The sequence below is a fragment of the Vibrio sp. Sgm 5 genome, assembly GCF_026241575.1.
In the GTDB taxonomy this organism is placed as follows: Bacteria; Pseudomonadota; Gammaproteobacteria; order Enterobacterales; family Vibrionaceae; genus Vibrio; species Vibrio jasicida.
In genome coordinates, this window is the sequence record NZ_JAPHPY010000124.1 from 1 (window position 1) to 1,378 (window position 1,378).

Below are 1,378 nucleotides of genomic sequence, written 5' to 3' on the forward strand. Positions count from 1 at the left end.
CTACGACGATTGATGGGTGTAGCCGATCAGATCGTAGCTTCTAGATTTAGTTCCATCGATTTAAGCAACAAAGCCCTTTAGAACGACAAACAAATGTATTTGAATAGGCTCAAACATAGAGCTTTCAAAAACCAAACCCACCGTAAAGTGGGCTTGGTGTTGTAAGTTAGTAGTTCGCCTGAATGGTCATACCGCTGTAGCTAGAATATGCGTAAATCATGATGTGGTACCGACCGCTCTGCGGTGCGGTCACTGTGCATGTCTCGTTGTTACCGTATTTGTATGGTCTGCAATCCCAGTTATTGCGTGTTGGTTTCGAGCCAAAGCGTACGTAGAGGTCAGCATCCCCACTTCCACCAATGGTTTGAACAGTTAGACGTTGGCCTGCATCTAGGTCAGCATAGAAATAGTCCATCGCACCTGTTGCGCCGCTCAAGCCATTTACTGGTAAACCAGAGGTTAGCTTGCCCTCAGGATCCGGTGTTGGATTTGGACCACCACAATCTTGACCACAGTCAGAATCTGACAAGCTATAGAGCAGCTTATTTACGCTTCCGCGAGTGTCTGAGACTTTTCCATTGGATGCTCGTTCAGCAATCAGAGCCTCTAGCTGGCTTGGTGATAATGCACTGTTTTCTTGAAGATATAGCGCTGCAACACCGGCTACATGTGGCGTTGCCATTGAGGTGCCACTGATGGTTTTGTAGCCACCATCATACCAAGCAGATTTGATTTGCGAGCCTGGTGCAAATACATCGACACAGCTACCCCAGTTTGAAAAGCTCGAGCGTGAATCTGAGCTCGTTGTGGAGCCAACGGTCACACCAGAAGCAACACGAGCAGGTGAATAGTTACAAGCATCCGCATTAGAATTGCCAGCAGCCAGCATAAAGCTCACGCCAGACTGAACTGCACTTTGCACCGCGCTATCGAGAGCGACAGATTGGCCGCCTCCCAAACTCATGTTGGCTACAGACGGTCCAGAAGCATTAGCCGCCACCCAATCCGGTCGTAACTCCAACCAGTTTATTAATGGTAATACTCACGTTCAAAAAAGGTACCAATGACCTTATAATGCATCTCTTCAGACTTTGAAAAACCAATGGCTTTTCGGAGTAGACGCTTAATGCGGGATCTCAGTGCCACTTAACTCCTGAGTTAAGTCAAGAGTGTGTCGAATAACAGAGTCAGTAGTACCCACGCTTCCATGACCTGGAATAACCTTAATCGCGGTGGGATATTTGTTAAATATATTTTGTACAGAATCATGCCAATGCTTGAGGTTTGCATCACCAATCCACCGGCTTTGTTGCTTAAATCGATGGAACTAAATCTAGAAGCTACGATCTGATCGGCTACACCCATCAATCGTCGTAGC

1 protein-coding gene and 2 pseudogenes are annotated in these 1,378 nt (G+C 46.9%); all 3 read right to left on the reverse strand.

Annotation, left to right across the window (positions count from 1 at the left end; all coding sequences use genetic code 11):
* Positions 1 to 166 precede the first annotated feature (166 nt).
* Positions 167 to 1,006, reverse strand: a pseudogene (locus OQJ86_RS26310) (S8 family serine peptidase); the annotation flags it as partial.
* 23 nt (positions 1,007 to 1,029) lie between these two features.
* Positions 1,030 to 1,146, reverse strand: a pseudogene (locus OQJ86_RS26315) (IS1 family transposase); the annotation flags it as partial.
* A 12-nt stretch (positions 1,147 to 1,158) separates the two neighbouring features.
* Positions 1,159 to 1,378: hypothetical protein (locus OQJ86_RS26320; RefSeq protein WP_265992299.1), on the reverse strand; the 220-nt coding region annotated here is incomplete at its 5' end.